Source organism: Bradyrhizobium sp. (assembly GCF_030697065.1).
Classification (GTDB): domain Bacteria; phylum Pseudomonadota; class Alphaproteobacteria; order Rhizobiales; family Xanthobacteraceae; genus Bradyrhizobium.
Window position 1 is genome coordinate 25,989 of record NZ_JAUYQU010000258.1, and the last position, 17,300, is coordinate 43,288.

Annotated in this window: 17 protein-coding genes; 11 read left to right on the forward strand and 6 right to left on the reverse strand. The window is 65.4% G+C overall.

What is annotated here, in order from left to right; genetic code table 11:
* Positions 1–16 precede the first annotated feature (16 nt).
* Together Q8R73_RS20395 and Q8R73_RS20400 are read right to left on the reverse strand one after the other, a co-directional pair.
* Positions 17–850 (reverse strand): 3'(2'),5'-bisphosphate nucleotidase CysQ, encoded by an 834-nt coding sequence (locus tag Q8R73_RS20395; RefSeq protein WP_305721352.1) that lies wholly within the window; start codon positions 848–850, stop codon positions 17–19.
* Positions 837–2,237, reverse strand: a complete 1,401-nt coding sequence (locus Q8R73_RS20400) for a TldD/PmbA family protein (protein WP_305721353.1) — start codon at positions 2,235–2,237, stop codon at positions 837–839. Before Q8R73_RS20400 ends, Q8R73_RS20395 begins: the two co-directional genes overlap by 14 nt.
* A gap of 297 nt (positions 2,238–2,534) precedes the next feature.
* Between Q8R73_RS20400 and Q8R73_RS20405 the strand changes: the two genes are divergently transcribed.
* Positions 2,535–3,059 (forward strand): DUF6101 family protein, encoded by a 525-nt coding sequence (locus Q8R73_RS20405; protein WP_305721354.1) that lies wholly within the window; start codon positions 2,535–2,537, stop codon positions 3,057–3,059.
* 52 nt (positions 3,060–3,111) lie between these two features.
* Here Q8R73_RS20405 and ubiA read toward each other — a convergent pair whose 3' ends face one another.
* Both ubiA and Q8R73_RS20415 read right to left on the reverse strand, forming a co-directional pair.
* On the reverse strand, positions 3,112–4,044 hold the full coding sequence (gene ubiA, locus Q8R73_RS20410) for a 4-hydroxybenzoate octaprenyltransferase (protein ID WP_305721355.1): 933 nt from the start codon (positions 4,042–4,044) through the stop codon (positions 3,112–3,114).
* 10 nt (positions 4,045–4,054) lie between these two features.
* Positions 4,055–4,726 carry a hypothetical protein gene (locus Q8R73_RS20415; protein ID WP_305721387.1) on the reverse strand — a complete coding sequence of 224 codons (672 nt, stop codon included), beginning with the start codon at positions 4,724–4,726 and terminating at the stop codon, positions 4,055–4,057.
* Between the two features lie 209 nt (positions 4,727–4,935).
* On the opposite strand from Q8R73_RS20415, the gene Q8R73_RS20420 reads away from it, so the two are divergent.
* The 6 genes from Q8R73_RS20420 to Q8R73_RS20445 all read left to right on the forward strand — a co-directional run bounded on the left by Q8R73_RS20420 (position 4,936) and on the right by Q8R73_RS20445 (position 10,943).
* Complete coding sequence (locus Q8R73_RS20420) at positions 4,936–5,703, forward strand: 16S rRNA (uracil(1498)-N(3))-methyltransferase (RefSeq protein ID WP_305721356.1); 768 nt, start codon at positions 4,936–4,938, stop codon at positions 5,701–5,703.
* A gap of 111 nt (positions 5,704–5,814) precedes the next feature.
* Positions 5,815–6,981 (forward strand): ATP phosphoribosyltransferase regulatory subunit, encoded by a 1,167-nt coding sequence (locus tag Q8R73_RS20425; protein ID WP_305721357.1) that lies wholly within the window; start codon positions 5,815–5,817, stop codon positions 6,979–6,981.
* Entirely contained in the window at positions 6,978–7,955 is a 978-nt protein-coding gene (hisG, locus tag Q8R73_RS20430; RefSeq protein WP_305721358.1) for an ATP phosphoribosyltransferase, read from the forward strand. Before Q8R73_RS20425 ends, hisG begins: the two co-directional genes overlap by 4 nt.
* A gap of 168 nt (positions 7,956–8,123) precedes the next feature.
* Positions 8,124–9,164: a glycosyltransferase family 2 protein gene (locus Q8R73_RS20435; protein ID WP_305721359.1), complete on the forward strand. Its 1,041-nt coding sequence runs from the start codon at positions 8,124–8,126 to the stop codon at positions 9,162–9,164.
* Positions 9,161–10,006, forward strand: coding sequence for a ChbG/HpnK family deacetylase (locus Q8R73_RS20440; protein ID WP_305721360.1), 846 nt, complete (start codon positions 9,161–9,163; stop codon positions 10,004–10,006). The genes Q8R73_RS20435 and Q8R73_RS20440 overlap by 4 nt, the downstream gene beginning before the upstream one ends.
* Before the next feature lie 124 nt (positions 10,007–10,130).
* Positions 10,131–10,943: a DUF2076 domain-containing protein gene (locus tag Q8R73_RS20445; RefSeq protein WP_305721361.1), complete on the forward strand. Its 813-nt coding sequence runs from the start codon at positions 10,131–10,133 to the stop codon at positions 10,941–10,943.
* 75 nt (positions 10,944–11,018) lie between these two features.
* Here the strand turns inward: Q8R73_RS20445 and Q8R73_RS20450 are convergent, their stop codons facing one another.
* Entirely contained in the window at positions 11,019–11,831 is an 813-nt protein-coding gene (locus Q8R73_RS20450) for a L,D-transpeptidase (protein ID WP_305721362.1), read from the reverse strand.
* 304 nt (positions 11,832–12,135) lie between these two features.
* Between Q8R73_RS20450 and Q8R73_RS20455 the strand changes: the two genes are divergently transcribed.
* Positions 12,136–12,909, forward strand: coding sequence for a protein phosphatase CheZ (locus tag Q8R73_RS20455; protein WP_305721363.1), 774 nt, complete (start codon positions 12,136–12,138; stop codon positions 12,907–12,909).
* A 73-nt stretch (positions 12,910–12,982) separates the two neighbouring features.
* Here the strand turns inward: Q8R73_RS20455 and Q8R73_RS20460 are convergent, their stop codons facing one another.
* The gene (locus tag Q8R73_RS20460) at positions 12,983–13,501 is read right to left on the reverse strand and encodes a hypothetical protein (RefSeq protein WP_305721364.1); all 519 of its coding nucleotides are present in this window, start codon (positions 13,499–13,501) and stop codon (positions 12,983–12,985) included.
* A 320-nt stretch (positions 13,502–13,821) separates the two neighbouring features.
* Here Q8R73_RS20460 and groES point away from each other — a divergent pair, with 320 nt between their 5' ends.
* The 3 genes from groES (at position 13,822) to Q8R73_RS20475 (ending at position 17,204) form a co-directional block, all read left to right on the forward strand.
* Positions 13,822–14,118: a co-chaperone GroES gene (gene groES / locus Q8R73_RS20465; RefSeq protein ID WP_247517682.1), complete on the forward strand. Its 297-nt coding sequence runs from the start codon at positions 13,822–13,824 to the stop codon at positions 14,116–14,118.
* Between the two features lie 129 nt (positions 14,119–14,247).
* Complete coding sequence (groL, locus tag Q8R73_RS20470; protein ID WP_305721365.1) at positions 14,248–15,897, forward strand: chaperonin GroEL; 1,650 nt, start codon at positions 14,248–14,250, stop codon at positions 15,895–15,897.
* A gap of 110 nt (positions 15,898–16,007) precedes the next feature.
* On the forward strand, positions 16,008–17,204 hold the full coding sequence (locus tag Q8R73_RS20475) for a hypothetical protein (protein ID WP_305721366.1): 1,197 nt from the start codon (positions 16,008–16,010) through the stop codon (positions 17,202–17,204).
* Positions 17,205–17,300: the final 96 nt, after the last annotated feature.

The window sequence follows — 17,300 nt, forward strand, 5'->3', positions numbered from 1 at the left end:
CACGGCTTGATGACGTTCAGGGCAGCGGGCGGTCGCGAAAATGCTCGACGATACGCGCATGACGATCGCGTCCCGCAGCCACCAGCATCCCGTGCGTCACCTCCCGGCGATTGTAGAGGATCGCATCCCCCGAGAGGGCGGTCATGCTACCATTCGCTTCCTGCACGATCAAATTGGCCGCGGCAAGGTCCCAGTCGCGGCTCTGGCCGCCGGCAAAGGCCGCATCCAGGCTGCCCTGCGCGACCCGGCACAGCCGAAGCGCCAGCGACCCGATTCGGGGGTGAAGCACGATCTCCCCGGACGAGAGGTTGAGCCGTTCGACCAGCGGCTTCGGCCCGGCGACGCGGGGGAAATCCAGCGCGGTGCCGGTGGCCGCGGCAACGGCGATGTCGTTCAGCGTCGCACCCTGCCCGCGCACCGCGAAAAAAAATTCGTTGCTGACCGGCACGAACACCGCCGCCAGCACCGGCGACGCATCTTCCACCAGCGCCACGCTCACGCACCAGTCCTCGCGGCCGGCGAGATAGCCGCGGGTGCCGTCGATCGGGTCGACGATCCAGGTCAGTCGCCTGCCGAGCCGCTGCTCGTCATCGACACTTTCTTCCGACAGCCAGCCATAGTCCGGCGTGGCCGCGCGCAGCCGGCTCTCGAGCAGGTCGTTGACCCTGATATCGGCTTCGGACACCGGCGACGACGCGCCCTTGGTCCAGTTCTTCAGCTCGGTGCGAAACAGCGACAGCGCCAGCGCGCCGGCCTCGCGCACGGTATCGGTCAGCAAGGCGGCATCGCGCGCCAGCAGCGCGCGCGTCAAAATCCCGTCATGGACGCGCTCGGCGCTAACGTCCGCCAAGCGTCAAGCCCTCGATGCGAACCGTCGGCGCGTTGACGCCGTAACGGAATTCCAGATCGTTGGCCGGAACCATCGACTTGAAGATCTCCAGCAGATGTCCGGCGATCGTGACCTCGCTCACCGCATAGGTGATCTCGCCGTTCTCGATCCAGAAGCCGGAGGCGCCGCGGCTGTAGTCGCCGGTGACGCCGTTGACGCCGGAGCCGATCAGGTCGGTGACGTAGAAGCCCTGCTTGATGTCGGCGATCAGCTCGGCCGGCGTGGCCTCGCCGGCCTCGAGATGCAGATTGTAGGATCCCGGCGACGGCGACGACGATACGCCGCGATGGGCATGGCCGGTCGTGACCAGCCCGAGTTCGCGCGCGGTCGCGCAATCCAGCAGCCAAGAGGTCAGCACGCCATCGTCGATGATCGCGAGCTTCTTCACCCTGACGCCCTCGGCATCGAATGACTGCGAGCGCAGGCCGCGCACCCGCAGCGGATCGTCGATGATGCGGATGTTTCTGGCGAACAATTGCTGGCCGAGGCGGTCCTTGAGGAAGGAAGTCTTGCGCGCGATCGAGGCGCCGTTGACGGCACCGACGAGATGGCCGACCAGCGAGCCGGAAACCCGGGGATCGAACACCACGGGCACCTTGCAGGTCTCGACCTTGCGCGGATTGGCGCGCGCCACGGTGCGCTCGCCGGCCTTGCGGCCGACGCTTTCGGGCGAGGCGAGATCGGAAGCATGTGGCGCCGAGGTGTAATCGTAATCGCGTTCCATGCCGGTGCCGTCACCGACGATCGCGGTCATCGAGATGCCCTGGCTGGAGCGCAGATAAGCGCCGTGAAAGCCGGTCGAGGTCACCAGCACCATGCCGCCGATGCCGCTCGAGGCCGAAGCCCCGCCCGATTTGCTGACGCCCTTGACCGCCAGCGCGGCGGCCTCGGCCTCGCAGGCCCGGCGCTCCAGTTCGGACGTCGAGGGAACCTTGGGATCGAGCAGATCGAGATCGGGAAAATCGCGCGCCAGCAGGGCTGGATCGGCGAGCCCGACATATTTGTCGTCGGGCGCCACCCGCGCCATCGCAACGGCGCGCTCGGCAAGCTTGGCGACGCCATCGCCGCTGATGTCGTTGGTGGAGACCACCGCCTGGCGCTGTCCGACCAGCACGCGCAGTCCGACATCGTCGCCCTCGGAGCGTTCGGATTCCTCGACGCGCCCGTCGCGCACCTCGACGCCCTGCGAGATGCCGCGCACCGCGACCGCGTCGGCGGCATCGGCGCCGGCGCGTCTTGCCGCCTCGACGAGGCGTTGCGCCAGCGTGCTCAGCGCCGATTGATCGAACAGGTCGGAAGAGGCTGCTTTCGAGGAAAGCGCCGATGCGGCGGATGGTGAAGAGATCACGAATAAAATCCCTTGGGATTGAGGGGCATTCGAGGGGCCAGGAGGGAGCCCTCGAAGCAGATCGGCAGACCCCTCAGATGTGCCTGATTCACAGCGATTTCAAGCATTTGTTGCAGCGGAAAGCGAATGATTTTCGTCGTCCCCGCAAGGTCTCGTCAATCATGTCGGCCAAGGTCTTGTCAATCATGCTGCCGGGTGACGCCGGATTAACCAGCCTTTTTAAGCGAATCCGGATCGGGCTCGGCTACGGTCTCACACATCGACCGGGAACATAATCCCGGCGGGGAGATAAAAGCCGTGAGGCGTCAAACAGCAACAAGCGGGATCAATCCCGCCGGGTCGGGCCGCACATTGCGGCTCGACCCTCTTTCCCTGCCCGTCCGCTTCGATGCGCATGACACGCGCGCCGACGGCGGCGTGCGGAATGTCGAACTCCACCGCGAACGCGTCGTGCTGCGCCGTGCCGTGCACGGCATGCAGATGGCGATCAACGTCCGCGTCCGTGACTTTCTCGGCGTCGCGCTACGCGGCCTCGACGAAGCCCAGATGCTGGTGCTGGTGCATCGCGATCCGTCATTGTCGATTCCCCTGGGTGTCAGTTCCGACCGCGAGGAAATCGCCGCCGCCTGGCAGATGTGGAGCGACATCTTCGCGCTTCCGCAATTGCCGGAAGACAAGACGCGCGCGCCCGCCCCGCGGCGCCGCCGTCACAATGCGATAAGGGCCCGGCGTCCGAAATTCCTGGTGCGGCGACGCGCCGGCGACCCGCTCAATCCGGCCAGTATCCATCAGGGCGAGCGCGAGATCATCGCGCGGGATTGAGCGCTTCTGCTGCAGAAAATACCGACGTCATCCTGATCGGGACGACCGGCCGTCAGGATGCCCGCATCACCGCGTCGATCAGCAATCCCGCGAACAGCAACAGTCCCGCGTCACGGTTGGACTTGAACAGCCGCAGGCACAGCGCGGGATCGGAAATCTCCAGCCGCCGAATCTGCCAGACCAGATGCGCGGCGAATGCGGCGAGCCCGATCCATGCCGGGAAGCCGGCGCCGGCAAGCACAAGCGCCACGCCGATCAACAGCACCGCCAAGCCGTAAAATATTGCCAGTGCCCCATGGGTCCGTGCGCCGAACAGGCGCGCGGTGGACTTCACGCCGATCAGCGCGTCGTCCTCGGCGTCCTGATGGGCGTATATGGTGTCGTAGCCGATCACCCAGGCGATCGAGCCGGCATAGAGCAGCAGCGCGGTGGCATCGATCCGCCCCAGCGTCACCGCAAATCCCATCAGCGCGCCCCAGGAGAAGGCGAGGCCGAGCACGATCTGCGGCCACCAGGTGATCCGCTTCATGAACGGATAGACCGCGACGATGACAAGCGAGGCGATGCCGGTCATGATCGCGAAGCGGTTGAACTGCAACAGCACCATCAATCCGGCCAGCGCCTGGACGACCAGGAACACCGCCGCCTGCGGCACGCTCACCTGCCCCGCCGGGATCGGCCGCGACCGCGTCCGTTCGACACGGGCGTCGAGATCGCGGTCCGTGATGTCGTTCCAGGTGCAGCCGGCGCCGCGCATCACGAAGGCGCCGATGAAGAACAGCGCAAGGATCAGCGGCAGTTGGCCGATTTCGCCGCGCACGCCGGCGGCGAGTGCGGCCGACCACCAGCACGGCATCAGCAGCAGCCAGGATCCGATCGGGCGGTCGAGACGGGAGAGCCGCAAATAAGGCCGTGACCATGACGGCGCCCGTGTGTCGACCCAGTTGCCGGTGGCGTCGGCAACTGGCGCCGCCGCGCCGCTCATCTGGTACGGGTCATCGCGTGAGGACGTTGCCGTTCAGGGTGTCGAAGGTGCTGCCGCCCTTGCGCACCACGTTCGCCTCAGGAACTGCGGCCGAAGACCCCAGCACTTCGCTCAGGCTCGGGCCGGCCGGCGCCCGCTGCTGCATCTGCTGCGCCATGGCGCAGACTTTCTTCTGCATGTTCTCGGTGTTCTTGTGGCCGGTTTTCATCTGGTCCGCGACCTGCGCCGGAATCCCGCATCGGGCGGCGTTGGATTCGACGAATTTGATCATCTTGATTTCGGCCTGGCCGAAACTGGCGATCAGCTTGCAGGCTTCCTCCGGACCGGCCTTGCGGTCGCCGGCGGCCTTGATCGCCTTGCCGCGCTTCTCCGCATCTTCGCGCAACGGCATGAACTTCTTCATGCAGTCGTCAGGCGGACCGCCGGACTGCGAGGGCGGCGGCGCAAGGGGGCGCTGGAACGCGGTGCCGGCGACCGGCGCCGCGCCGGTCGACGGAAACGGACTGGGCCCTCCGACGGAAGCCGCGGGAGCCGCGCCATTGACCGGCGGAAACGGCGAAGCGTTGCTCGGAGCCGCTGCCTGGCCGGGCAGCGGCGCCGGGAACGCGCCTTGCGCGAAAACCTGGCCGGCATGGCCGGTCACGAGAGCCACGGTAAGCGGCACAATCAAGCGGCGGATGATCAAATCTGTTCCTCCGGCACGGTCGAACGGTCCCCCCACGTCTTCCAGAAAAAGGAGAACGATTCAGAATAGGGCTTTTTACGATTCCTGCCGCCTCTTAACAACCTGTCGAATCTGGCAACAGCGCGGCGTAGAGCCGCGCCGGATGGCAATATTTCATTAACTCGGCCGCTTTGGGCTAAAAGGAGCGCCGATTGGAACATTTGACCATGGCTCAAGCCGATTTCCGCAGCCCCCGGCTGTTTGTCGACACCGCGCTGGGATCGGGCGCAACGGTTGCGCTCGAGCGCAACCAGAGCAATTACCTCGGCAATGTATTGCGGCTTGCCGCTGGCGACACGATCCTGGCGTTCAACGGGCGCGACGGCGAATGGCAGGCGACGATCGCCGGCCGCAAACGACCCGACAGCCTTGTCATCGCGGCCCAAACCCGGCCGCAGGACCGGCTGCCCGATATCGCCTACGTCTTTGCACCCTTAAAGCACGCCCGGCTCGATTATATCGTGCAAAAGGCGGTCGAGATGGGGGCTTCGGCGTTGCGGCCAGTATTGACCCGCTTCACCCAGGTTTCGCGGGTCAATAGCGAGCGGATGCGCGCCAATGTGATCGAGGCCGCCGAACAATGCGGCATCCTCAGCCTGGCCGAGGTCGCAGATCCGTTGCCGCTCGACCGCTATTTGAGCCAGCGCGAAGCCCAACGCCTGCTGGTGTTCTGCGACGAGGCCGCGGATGCCGCAAATCCGCTGCGGACGCTGCAAGGCGAGCCGATGGAGCCCCACGGAATCGATGTCCTGATCGGCCCAGAAGGCGGATTCGCCGAGGAAGAGCGCGCCAATCTGCTCCGGCAGCCGCGAATCCTGCGGCTTTCGCTCGGGCCTCGGATCCTGCGGGCCGACACCGCCGGCGTCGCGGCGCTGGCACTGGTGCAGGCGGTGTTGGGCGACTGGAGCACGCCTGGTGGCGGCCGACCGGGCTGATTCAGGCCATTAAGCCAACTGGCTATTCCCAGTCGAAACCCCGCCCGGGCCATGCTAAGGGCTGCGCCCTGACCTCTGGTTTCCCCGTTTTCGGGATAGTTGGACTTCGCGATGACCATGACCGCCGCCCCTCGTGCGACCGGATCCGCCGCACGGGCGGACGCCCTGCTGTTGTCGTTCGCGCAGGCCGGCTACGTGAAGGCCGAACCGGATATCCTGCAGCCGGCCGAGCCGTTTCTGGATCTTTCGGGCGAGGACATCCGCAAGAGCCTGTATCTGACCACCGATCCCGGCGGCGAGGAACTGTGCCTGAGGCCCGATCTCACCATTCCGGTGGCGCGGGACTATCTCGTCTCCCCCGGCGCCGGTCAGCCCATGGGCTTCTGCTATCTCGGGCCGGTGTTTCGCTATCGCGGCGGCCGGCCCAGCGAGTTCCTGCAGGCCGGCATCGAATCCTTCGGGCGGGCCGACCGCCCCGCGGCGGACGCGGAAATGCTGGCGCTGGCGCTGGAGGCGACAGCCACGTTCGGGCTGAGCGACGTCGAGATTCGCACCGGCGACGTGGCGCTGTTCACTGCGCTGATCGAGGCTCTCGATCTCTATCCGGTATGGCGGCGGCGGCTGATCAAGGATTTCAACCGCAAGGTCAGCCTGACCGAAGACATCGAGCGGCTGACGCTGGCAACCGCGCCCGGCCGCAACGAATATGAGGGCGTGCTCGCCGCCCTGGCCGGCTCCGACCGCAAGGCGGCGCTGGCGCTGGTGACCGACCTGATGTCGATCGCCGGCACCACCAATGTCGGCGGCCGCACTGTCGCCGAGATCGCCGACCGCTTTCTCGAACAATCGACCCTGAAGGGCGGCGCGCTGCCGCGCGACGCGCTCGGCACCATCAAGCGCTTTCTTGCGATCGCGGGCGATCCCAACGAGGCGATCACGCAATTGCGTGCGCTCGCCACCGACGCCAAACTCGATCTGTCGGCGGCGATCGACCAGTTCGAGAGCCGGGTCGGCTTCATGGCCGCGCGCGGCATCGATACCGCGAGGACCCGTTTCTCCACCTCGTTCGGACGCGGCCTGGACTATTACACCGGCTTCGAGTTCGAACTGCATGACACCGGCAACGGCATTGAGCCGCTGGTGGCGGGCGGACGCTACGACGGGCTGATGACCCAGCTCGGCTCGGCGGCGCCGATCCCGGCGGTCGGATTTTCGATCTGGGTCGAATCCCTGGCGCTGGCGGGCCGCCAGCCCGCCGCGAGCGGGAGCGCATCATGAGCGCGCCATTCGTTCTCGCCGTTCCCTCGAAGGGCCGCCTGCAGGAACAGGCCGAGGCCTTCTTCACCCGCGCCGGACTGGCGCTGGCCAAGCCGCGCGGCGCCCGCGACTATCGCGGCACCATCGCCGGCCTCGACCATGTCGAGATCGCCTATCTGTCGGCCAGCGAGATCGCCTCGCAACTGGCGCGCGGCATGGTGCATCTCGGCGTGACCGGCGAAGACCTGGTGCGCGAGAGCATCAGCGACGCCGACAGTCGCGTCCTGCTGATCGACAATCTCGGCTTCGGCAGCGCCAACGTCGTAGTGGCGGTACCGCAGGCCTGGATCGACGTCCGCACCATGGCCGACCTCGACGACGTCACCACCGGTTTTCGCGCCCAGCACAACAGGCGGATGCGGGTAGCGACCAAATACATCAACCTGACCCGCAGCTTCTTTGCCTCGCATGGCGTGGTCGACTACCGCATCGTCGAGAGCGCCGGCGCGACCGAGGGCGCGCCCGCGGTCGGCACCGCCGAAATGATCGTCGACATCACCACGACGGGCGCCACGCTGGCCGCCAACGGCCTCAAGGTACTCGACGACGGCGTCATCCTGCGCAGCCAGGCCAACCTGGTGGCCTCGCGGGACGCCGACTGGTCGGACGAGGCCCGCGAGACCGCGCGCGTCATCCTGGATCACATCGCGGCACGGGCGCGGGCCAGCAAATACCGCGAAGTCCGCACCCGCTTTGCCGGCTGCGACGCGGCGCTGCTGGCGGAAGCCCATCTTCGCTTCGGCGTGGTGTCGCCGTTCGGCGGCCCGACGTCTTCGGGGATGGTGACGCTGCACTGTCCGCCGGCGCAGCTCTACGCGCTCGGCAGCTTTCTGCGCGACCATGGCGCCGAGACGGTGTCGGTGGCGTCGCTCGACTATGTGCTCGACCGCGACAATCCGCTGTTCGCCAGGCTCGAGGCGTTTTTGCGGAGTTGATCCTCTTCTCCCCTCCTCCCGCGCGCCCTTGCGCGTGGTGGGGAGGGGAGAAAAAAGACGCGCGCTCCGGTGCCAGGAAAACGCTCCAAGTCGGAGCGTTCCGTTCATCGTAGCGACAGCTAATTGCGAGTAGCCTATGCTGTTCCCTGGTAGGTTTGGACCTGATCGATGATGCTGGGTACCGACGTTTCCGATCTGTCGACCACCGCGGCCACCGCCGCGGCGCAGGGCCTGTCGATTGTCGTCCCCCTCTATAACGAGGCAGCGGGGCTGGCCTTTCTGCACCAGCGGCTCGGCGGACTGGCGAAGACGCTGCGGCAGCGCTACGGCCTAGGCTGCGAGGTCGTCTATGTCGACGACGGCAGCGCCGACGCCACGCTCGACATTGCGCGCGGGCTCAACGCCGACGGGCTGGACGTTCAGGTAGTGTCGCTGTCGCGCAATTTCGGCAAGGAAGCCGCCCTGATGGCGGGGCTGGACCATGCCCGGCTCGGCGCGGTGCTGTTCATGGACGGCGACGGCCAGCATCCGCCCGCTCTGGTCGAGCAGCTCGTCAACCACTGGATCGAGGGCGGCTTTGACGTCGTCTATACCGCCAAGGCGCACCGCGACAATGAATCGCTGCCGCGGCGCATCGCGGTGCACGGCTTCTACGCGCTGATCAATTGGGGGGCGCGGCAGAAAATTCCGGCGGATGCCGGCGATTTCCGCCTGCTGTCGCCGCGGGCCGCGGCTGCGCTGCGGCAGCTTCCCGAGCGCAACCGCTTCTTCAAGGGGCTAGCCAGCTGGATCGGCTTTCGCCAGATCCGCGTCGACTACGAGCCGGCGGCCCGCGCCCATGGCGTCACCTCGTTCAGCCCCGGCCAGCTGGTCGGGCTTTCGATCGAAGGCCTGACCTCTTTCTCGGTGGCGCCGCTGCGTTTTGCCAGCCTGCTCGGCGTCCTGCTCGCGACCGGCGCCTTCCTGTTCGGGCTATCCATCCTGTGGGAAACCTGGTTGAGCGGAAAATCCGTCCCCGGCTATCCCTCGCTGGTGGTCGGCCTCATGACCATCGGCGGCGTGCAGCTCATCATGATCGGCATTGTCGGCGAATATATCGGCAAGATTCTTTCCGAGCTGAAGGCGCGCCCGATCTATTTCGTCGCCGAGCACAGCGTGAAACGGGTCGAGCAGGAGACCAGCATCGGCGAACGGACCGCCGCGGAATGAACCATGCCGCGACGCCACGCCGGATCTGGCTGTGCGCCGACGACTACGGCATCAGCCCCGGAGTCAACCGCGCGATCCGGGACCTGATCGAGCGCGGCCGACTCAACGCCACCTCGGTGATGGTGGTCGGGCCCGCGATCGGTCGCGACGAAGTCCGCGCACTCGGGGCCGCCGCCGCCGGCAATCCGCGTTGCGCCATCGGTCTGCACGTCACGCTGACGGCGCCATTCGCGCCGCTGACGATGCATTTTCGCCCGCTCGACGGCGGCATGTTCCTGCCTTTCCCGAGATTGCTGCGCGCCGGGATGCTGCGGCGGCTCGATCCAGAGATGGTCCATGCCGAACTGATGGTACAACTCGCGGCCTTCGGCGAATTGTTCGGCCGCGCGCCGGATTTTGTCGACGGCCATCAGCATGCGCAGTTGTTTCCGGGCGTGCGCGACGCCTTTCTGGCCGCGGTGAAGCAGTCGGCACCCGGCGCCTGGGTTCGCCAGGGCGGGCGCAGCCTGCCCTTGGCGCGGCGGCTCGGCGCGCCAAAGGCGCTGGTTCTCGACGTCCTGAGCGCGCAGTTTCGCCGCCGTGCCGCGCGCGCCGGTATCGGCTTCAATCCGGCGTTCGCCGGCGCCTATGATTTTTCGTCGCAGCCGGATTTCGGCGCGCTGATGCGGCAGTTTCTCGATGCGCTGCCGGAAGATGGCCTCATCATGTGTCACCCCGGCTTTGTCGACGACATCCTGACCGGCCTCGACCCGCTGACCGCGCAGCGTGAACGCGAGCACGCCTTTCTCGGCGGCGAGGATTTTCCGCCTTTGCTGGCGGCGAATAAAGTTACTTTGGGTTGAACTCCGTCAGGGAATCCCGGCGGACGCTTTGTCGCATACGGAAATTTAATTCGCCCGGGGACTACTTGCGACACAAACCACCCCTACATCTCCCCCGCGCCCCCGGCGCCCAGGGAGAGACGACATGACACCGCAAGAACGCCAACTGGTTGACGATCTTTTCGACCGCCTGTCGAAGGTGGAGGGCGCGCCGCGCGATTCGGAAGCCGCGAGCGCAATCGCGCAGGGTCTGCGCAAGGCGCCTAACGCGCTCTACGCGCTGGTGCAAACCGTGCTGGTCCAGGACGAAGCGCTGAAGCGCGCGCATAGCCGCATCCAGGAACTGGAGGGCGAGGACGAGCAGCAACAATCCGGCGGTTTCCTCGATTCGATGCGCGAAACGATTTTCGGGCAAACGGCACAGCGTGGTTCGGTGCCGAACGTGCGGCCGCCCGAGCTTCCGGGCCGTCCGACATGGAACAGCGGCCAGGTCATGCAGCGGGCCCAGGATTCCGGACAGTACGGCCAGTCGCCTTACGGTCAACCCAATGGCGCGCAACAGGCGCCGATGGGCGGTGGCGGCGGCTCCTTTCTCGGAACGGCGGCAGCCGCGGCCGCCGGCGTGGTCGGCGGATCGCTGCTGCTCGGCAGCATACGCTCGATGATGGGCGGCGGCGGCGGCCAGCAGCAGGGCTTCGGCGACACCGCCAGCGCCGGCGACGGCGCAGGCCATCGCGGCAGTGTCGAAGACCGCAGGCCGTGGGGCGATCAGTCCGGCGGCGACCTGGCGAAGGAAGCCGGGATCAACGACATCGGTTCGTCCGGACGCCATGCCAGCAATGACGACGGCTCGTCGCGCACGGGATTGTTCGATAACGCATCGAACGACGACGACCACGACGACATGGATCTGGATTCCGACGATTTCGGCGATGACGGCGACAGCGATTACGCCTGAGGATTTCCCTCGGCCATCAAGGCAGAACGGCCGCCCAACCGGGCGGCCGTTTGGCTTTGAGCCGGGCCAAAAAGATCAGATCACGACGACCCTGGCGCCGACATTGACGCGGCCATAGAGGTCGATGACGTCCTCGTTGCGCATCCGGAAGCAGCCGGACGACACGTTGGTGCCGATGGTCCAGGGCTCGTTCGAACCGTGGATGCGGTAGAGCGACGATCCCAGATACATCGCGCGGGCGCCGAGCGGGTTTTGCGGTCCGCCTTCCATGTGCCGCGGCAGATCCGGGCGGCGGGCCAGCATTTCCGGCGGCGGCGTCCAGGCCGGCCATTCCTTCTTGGCGGAAATCTGCTTGACGCCCGACCAGGTGAATCCGGGGCGGCCGACGCCGATGCCGTAGCGCAACGCCTTGCCGTCGCCCTGAACCAGGAACAGGAATTTGTTGGGCGTGTCGACGATGATGGTGCCGGCGCTTTCCTTGCCGTGATAGTCGACCAGCTGCTTCTCGTATTTCGGATCGAACGCCGGACGCACGGGTTCGCTGACGTCCTCCTGCCGGCGCATGGCCTGCTCCGCGCCCAGCGGCGGCAGCAGTGTGCGCCGGGGTTCGTAGGACGGCTGATAGCCGGGCTGCTGATAGCCGGGTTGCTGCTGGTAGCGACCGCCCTGCGGAGGTCCGTCGCCAAAAAGGAATTCGATGAAGCCGCCGCCCATCCGGGGGCGTTCGGCGTAAGCCAGTCGCACCGGTGCTACCGGTCGCGGCTCGGGCTGTCCGGCATGGATCACGGCAGGCTCGGCGGGCAGGCCGGCTTCGTTCGCCGCGGCGTGATTGACGCCGGCCAGCAGCGACGCGCCGGCAAGCAGCGCGAGAGACATTTTTTTGAACATCGACGTACTCTGTACTGTTTCGTCACTGTTAAGTTCTTGGAAGCGCCTGGACCGGCGCCTTTGCACCTCCCCAATTAAAATCAAAACAGCCTCGGTTTGGTAAACGGAAACGGCGTTTGGATTCACCACGTCGCGAATTCCATGCGGTTTTGAACGGTAGCGTTTATTTTCGATGAACGCAGGCGGCGCATGGTTAATCGATGGTGTGCGGCACGAGCGGTACGCCTCCCGAACAGTTCCGGCGTGAACCTGACGTTAAATCGCATCTGCCTAAAACGTTACGAGTGCAGTCAGGGAAAATCCAATGCCGGTCAATCGCAGACGCTTTCGTATCGAACAAGCTTTCGTCGGCGACATGCCGATGCCCGCGGCGACGGACGGCGAGGCCGGCCCGATGCATCGCGAGATCATGAACGAACTTCGTTCCATCCGCGCCCAGATGGCCGCACCCAGCCACGACGCGGCGAAAGTCGCTGGTATTGATCCGGCGGCAGCGCAGCAGATTGCCGAGTCGCAAGCCTTGCTCGAGACCTATCGCGCCCAGATCGAGCAATGCGAAAAGCTCAAGGTCGAGCTCGACCTGATTTACGATGCCATCAACCGCACCAAGCGTGAAATCGCCGTGCTGCACGGCAAGAGCTTCGACGGCAATGAAATGTCCAAGGTGACCGGCGAACTCGGCGCCGTTGTCGGCGGCACCGAGGAAGCGACCCAGCAGATCCTGGAGGCGGCCGAAGCGATCGATCAGGCCGCCAGCGCATTGGCCAAGGTGAATTCGCCGGACCAGCAGAAGATCCTGAGCGAGGAAATCAGCGAGCGCGTCGTTTCCATTTTCGAGGCCTGCAATTTCCAGGATCTGACCGGTCAGCGCATCAGCAAGGTGATGGCCACGATGAAGTTCATCGAAAACCACATCACCGTCATGATGGACATCTGGGGCGGCGTCGATGCCATCCGGGCCCACGCGCCCCCCATCATCGACGAACGCGAAGGCGACGCCAAGCTGCTGAACGGGCCGAAGCTCGATGGCGACGCCGGCCATGCGTCGCAGAACGACATCGACGCCCTGTTCGACTGAACCCGCATTTCGCCAGACCTACAAAAACGCCGGCCCCGGGGCCGGCGTTTTCGTTCGGAGTCATGCACCCGGATCAGGCGCGCGGCGCGCAGCGGATGTAGACCATGTTGCCGTAGCGAACCGCGGCATCCTTGTCGACGAAACGGGTCACCAGCACGCGACCGTCGAACGAAACTATTTCGCGATCCTGCTCGCCGGGGGTAGGTCCGGCCGGACCGATGTAATTCTTGCCGCTGGGGCTGCCCTTGAGGCGCAGTTCCTGCGGGGTCGCCTGGTCGGCCAGATGCATGACGACGCCGCCGGTAGCGCCGGCGGTGATCACGTAAGGCTGCTTGCATTGCGAGCGCGCGGCAGCTTCGGTGCGCGCGCGGTCATTGGGGTTCTGGTATGATGCGAGGCCCCAGCGGCCGACGATCTCGTCGGCGCGAATGCTGGCGGGCATATCCGGCACCACCGCGGGCTCCGGGGGCGCCGAAGGCCCCGATGAGAAGGACGGCAGGCTCATTCCGCCGCCGCAGGCCCCCAGAAATAACGTCAGCGCCGAGGCGATCCCCAGATTGGCGACCGTCCGCACGCTACATGACCTGACCATGGCTTTCCCCCGAACATATTCGTGGCCGCACCCGTCCCGCAGCCAAGCGTAAAACTTCTGTCGGGGCAATGACGTCCCATTAACTACGCCGCAGCCCCGATATGGTTTCCGGATCATCCTATATCAGCCTCACCAAGGACTTAACCCCTTGCTTGACAGGATCGGCCGCAAGCCATATTCCCGGGAACACAATTAGCACTCCAAGATACCGATTGCTAAGGGTGCAACAGCGCTGCCCCCGGCAGTGCCGAATGCGCCCCGTCTTCAAGCCACTTCGATGGCGAACCAGACCTGAAAACCGAGCCTCCAAAGGAACCGTCATGGCTAAATCCAAATTTCGTCCACTGCATGACCGTGTCGTGGTCAAGCGCATCGACGCCGAAGAAAAGACCAAGGGCGGCATCATCATTCCGGACAGCGCCAAGGAAAAGCCCTCGCAGGGCGAAATTACCGCCGTCGGCCCGGGTGGCCGTGACGAAGCCGGCAAGCTGATCCCGATCGACCTCAAGGTCGGCGACCGCGTGCTGTTCGGCAAATGGTCCGGCACCGAGGTCAAGCTCGACGGCGAAGAGCTCCTGATCATGAAGGAGAGCGACATCATGGGCGTGCTGAGCTAACGCGCCCCAATACAGCCCGCCGCCCAATGGCCAGCGCGGGCGGGGCTTTTTCTTCCCTTCTCCCCTTGTGGGAGAGGGGAAGAGGGCCCGGCGACCGACCGTTTCCAATCATTCCAGGAGTAGATTTCAATGGCTGCCAAGGACGTCAAATTTTCCGGAGACGCGCGCGATCGCATGCTGCGCGGCGTCGATATTCTGGCCAATGCGGTCAAGGTGACGCTCGGCCCGAAGGGCCGCAACGTCGTCATCGAGAAGAGTTTCGGCGCACCGCGCATCACCAAGGACGGCGTCACCGTCGCCAAGGAAATCGAGCTCGAGGACAAGTTCGAGAACATGGGCGCGCAGATGCTGCGCGAAGTAGCCTCCAAGACCAACGACACCGCGGGCGACGGCACCACCACGGCAACCGTGCTGGCGCAGGCGATCGTGCGCGAAGGCGCCAAATCGGTGGCCGCCGGCATGAACCCGATGGACCTGAAGCGCGGCATCGAGATTGCCGTGCATGCCGTGGTCAAGGATCTCGAGAAGCGCGCCAAGCCGGTCGCCTCGTCCTCCGAAGTCGCCCAGGTCGGCACCATCTCGTCGAACGGCGATGCCGCGATCGGCAAGATGATCGCGCAGGCGATGCAGAAGGTCGGCAATGAAGGCGTCATCACCGTCGAGGAGAACAAGTCGCTGGACACCGAAGTCGACATCGTCGAGGGCATGAAATTCGACCGCGGCTATCTCAGCCCCTATTTCGTCACCAACGCCGAGAAAATGACCGCCGAACTCGAGGACGTCTACGTGCTGCTGCACGAGAAGAAGCTGTCCGGCCTGCAGTCGATGCTGCCGGTGCTGGAGGCCGTGGTGCAGTCGGGTCGCCCGCTTCTGATCATCGCCGAGGACGTCGAAGGCGAGGCTCTCGCCACCCTGGTGGTCAACCGCCTGCGCGGCGGCCTCAAGGTCGCCGCCGTCAAGGCGCCGGGCTTCGGCGACCGCCGCAAGGCGATGCTGGAAGACATCGCGATCCTGACCGGCGGCCAGCTGATCTCCGATGAACTCGGCATGAAGCTCGAAAGCGTCACGATCGACATGCTCGGCCGCGCCGGCAAGGTCGTGATCGACAAGGAAAACACCACGATCGTCAAGGGCGCCGGCAAGAAGAAGGACATCGAGGCGAGGGTCGGCCAGATCAAGGCGCAGATCGAGGAGACCACCTCGGACTACGACCGCGAAAAGCTGCAGGAGCGTCTTGCGAAACTCGCCGGCGGCGTCGCGGTGATCCGCGTCGGCGGCGCCACCGAGATCGAGGTGAAGGAGAAGAAGGACCGCGTCGAGGACGCCCTCAACGCGACCCGCGCGGCGGTGCAGGAAGGCATCGTGCCGGGCGGCGGCGTGGCACTGCTGCGCGCCAAGAAGGCGGTCGGCCGTATCCACAACGACAATTCCGACGTGCAGGCCGGTATCAACATCGTGCTGAAGGCGCTGGAAGCCCCGGTCCGCCAGATCGCCGAGAACGCCGGCGTCGAAGGCTCGATCGTGGTCGGCAAGATCCTCGAAAACAAGTCGGAGACGTTCGGCTTCGATGCGCAGACCGAGGAATATGTCGACATGGTCGCCAAGGGCATCATCGACCCCGCCAAGGTGGTGCGCACCGCATTACAGGACGCAGCCTCGGTGGCCGCCCTGCTGGTAACGACCGAAGCCATGGTCGCCGAAATGCCGAAGGAGCCGGCGCAGCCGATGCCAGGCGGCGGTGGCGGCGGCATGGGGGGAATGGGCGGCATGGGCTTCTAGCCCGGCTGCCCGCGAGCTACCCGATCGACGAAGGCCGCCTCCGGGCGGCCTTCTTTTTTGGCAAAAAGGCTCTACGGTAATGTCCGATTCTGGATCTTGAGGACGCTAAAATGCGCGCGCTGCTAATCTGCCTGGCCGGCCTGATGACGGCTTCGCCGAATCTCGCTTCGGCGCAAGTGAAGCTTCCGGCCAAGGCCGCGCCAGGCGCCAGCGAAGTCCGGTATTTCACCGCGATCGACGGGTTGATGGACGGCCATGCCGACGCCGTGCTGAAGGAAACCCGTCAGGGCAGGAACGTCACCGCGGCGGTGCTCGACGTCTGCTTTCCCGTCGAGAAGGGAAGCGACCGCAAGGACCGCTTCGTCGCCATGCTCGCGGTCAACGGCCAGACCCTGACCGGCAACACCCAGACCCTCGGCGACAAGCTGCCGGTCACGGTCAGACTGGTACGCAAGCCGACCGGCGACAGCTTCGAATTCCGCGGCCAGATCAGCGTCGGCCAGGCCGTGACGGAAGTGACCTCGACGGACAATTCCGACCTCAGCGAAAGGGAATTCCAGGAAAACCAGACCACCGACGACGGCATCAAGGAGAGTCCGAAGGATTTCACCGAAGTGTCGCCGGAATCGATTGGCGTGCGGGTCAAGCTGGACGCCGCACTGGATTTCCTGAAAGGTCTGAAGGGGCAGGATCTCGAAGTTTCGCTGAGCAGCCTCAGCGTCTCCTGCGACGCGATGCGCGCCGGCCATCAGACCATCCACATCAACATCGATCCGGAGCGATCGGCCGCGCTGGTCGCGAAAGCCAAATCGCTGCCTGGCGTAATCGCCGCCGGCTGGACCATTGGCGGCATGGAGATGGATCGTACCATCCGTTTCGCCGCTGCCGATTGGCGCGATGGCGAAAGGCTGAACCGGGACAAACTGGCGGCGGCCATTTCCGGCGTGCTGGCCAGGACGCTGGCGGCGAAAGCGGCGGCGTCGGCATGGGACGCCAATACGGGAAAACTGAAGATCACGATGAAGCGGCCGAGCCGGACATTCCCCGCACTCGGCCTCACCGAGACCGTCGAGATCATCGCGATGGTGGCGCCGGACAGGCCCGGGACGACCGACCGCCTCATGCTGTGGATCGGCAACCCCGCCGTTTCGACCGCGGACGAAACTTCAGGCCCCAGGCTCAATCTGGCGGAGGAGTCCAGCCTCGATGAGGAAGGCGAGTTGAAGGACGACAACGGCTCGGTCGATGCGCTGGCCAGGGAATTCAAGGGCCAGCGCTGGGACGGCGACAAGAACGCCTGGAAATAGAACCGTCGTTCCCGCGGAGGTCCCGAAACCTTCGCAAACGCACCCTGTCCATGCATTCGTGCATTTGACATGCCGCGCCCCAGCGGCAAAGAACGG

Excerpts from the sequence above, each read along its gene's own strand:
- ubiA (WP_305721355.1), bottom strand. The coding sequence starts at position 4,044 with ATGAGCGGCGCGGCGGCGCCAGTTGCCGACGCCACCGGCAACTGGGTC.
- Q8R73_RS20475 (WP_305721366.1), top strand. The coding sequence starts at position 16,008 with ATGCGCGCGCTGCTAATCTGCCTGGCCGGCCTGATGACGGCTTCGCCG.
- Q8R73_RS20450 (WP_305721362.1), bottom strand. The coding sequence starts at position 11,831 with ATGTTCAAAAAAATGTCTCTCGCGCTGCTTGCCGGCGCGTCGCTGCTG.
- groES (WP_247517682.1), top strand. The coding sequence starts at position 13,822 with ATGGCTAAATCCAAATTTCGTCCACTGCATGACCGTGTCGTGGTCAAG.
- Q8R73_RS20435 (WP_305721359.1), top strand. The coding sequence starts at position 8,124 with ATGATGCTGGGTACCGACGTTTCCGATCTGTCGACCACCGCGGCCACC.
- groL (WP_305721365.1), top strand. The coding sequence starts at position 14,248 with ATGGCTGCCAAGGACGTCAAATTTTCCGGAGACGCGCGCGATCGCATG.
- Q8R73_RS20445 (WP_305721361.1), top strand. The coding sequence starts at position 10,131 with ATGACACCGCAAGAACGCCAACTGGTTGACGATCTTTTCGACCGCCTG.
- Q8R73_RS20440 (WP_305721360.1), top strand. The coding sequence starts at position 9,161 with ATGAACCATGCCGCGACGCCACGCCGGATCTGGCTGTGCGCCGACGAC.
- hisG (WP_305721358.1), top strand. The coding sequence starts at position 6,978 with ATGAGCGCGCCATTCGTTCTCGCCGTTCCCTCGAAGGGCCGCCTGCAG.
- Q8R73_RS20425 (WP_305721357.1), top strand. The coding sequence starts at position 5,815 with ATGACCATGACCGCCGCCCCTCGTGCGACCGGATCCGCCGCACGGGCG.
- Q8R73_RS20460 (WP_305721364.1), bottom strand. The coding sequence starts at position 13,501 with ATGGTCAGGTCATGTAGCGTGCGGACGGTCGCCAATCTGGGGATCGCC.
- Q8R73_RS20420 (WP_305721356.1), top strand. The coding sequence starts at position 4,936 with ATGGCTCAAGCCGATTTCCGCAGCCCCCGGCTGTTTGTCGACACCGCG.
- Q8R73_RS20455 (WP_305721363.1), top strand. The coding sequence starts at position 12,136 with ATGCCGGTCAATCGCAGACGCTTTCGTATCGAACAAGCTTTCGTCGGC.